We start from the raw sequence: 747 nt of genomic DNA, 5'->3' as shown, positions 1-747 counted from the left end.
ATGCGAAAGCTTTCCTTGAGTCTAAACGTGACAAGGACGGGCTTATTTCAGAAGAAGACGCGAAAACTTACGATGAGATGGAAGCGAAAGTGAAAGCTTACAGTATGGAAATTGAACGCTTGGAGCAGATGGAAAAAATGGATAAGGAGCTTTCAAAACCAACAACTGAGGCGATTGTTGCAAAACCTATGAAAACGGGTGTGAACCTTGAAAAACAAGGTCGTGCACGTGACGAGTATAAGCAGGCTATGCTTACAGCTCTTAGAAGTAATTTTAAACGAGTCGATAACGTGTTGCAAGAAGGCGTGGACGCTGACGGCGGGTATCTTGTGCCGGAAGAATACGATAATCGTCTGATTGAAACGTTGAAAGAAGAAAACATTATTCGCTCTCTTGCTACCACGATTACTACTAGTGGCGAGCATAAGATTAATGTTGCGATGAGTGATCCTGCGGCGGCTTGGATTGAAGAAGGCGCAAGCCTTAACTTTGGTGATTCCAAGTTTGCTCAAATCCTGCTTGACGCTCATAAGCTTCACGTTGCGGTAAAAGTTACTGAAGAACTCTTGTATGATAATGCGTTTAATCTTGAGAATCATATTCTTACATCCTTCGGCATGGCGCTGGCTAACGCTGAGGAAGACGCTTTTCTTAACGGGGATGGTGTTGGAAAACCGACTGGTATTTTCAATAAGAAAGACGGTGGTACGTTCCTTAAAGAAACTGCCGGTATTAAAACTGATGATT

The 747-nt window shown here is 43.1% G+C and carries 1 protein-coding gene; it reads left to right on the top strand.

The genetic code is table 11. The features are described 5' to 3' along the window. A partial coding sequence (locus ACTJLE_RS06425; RefSeq protein ID WP_481267900.1) for a phage major capsid protein occupies positions 1-747 on the top strand: 747 nt, incomplete at both ends.

The sequence above is a fragment of the Gardnerella sp. CCPDSM genome, from assembly GCF_056754715.1.
Note: the sequence above shows the minus strand (reverse complement) of the source record. Positions and strands in the feature narration are given on the sequence as shown.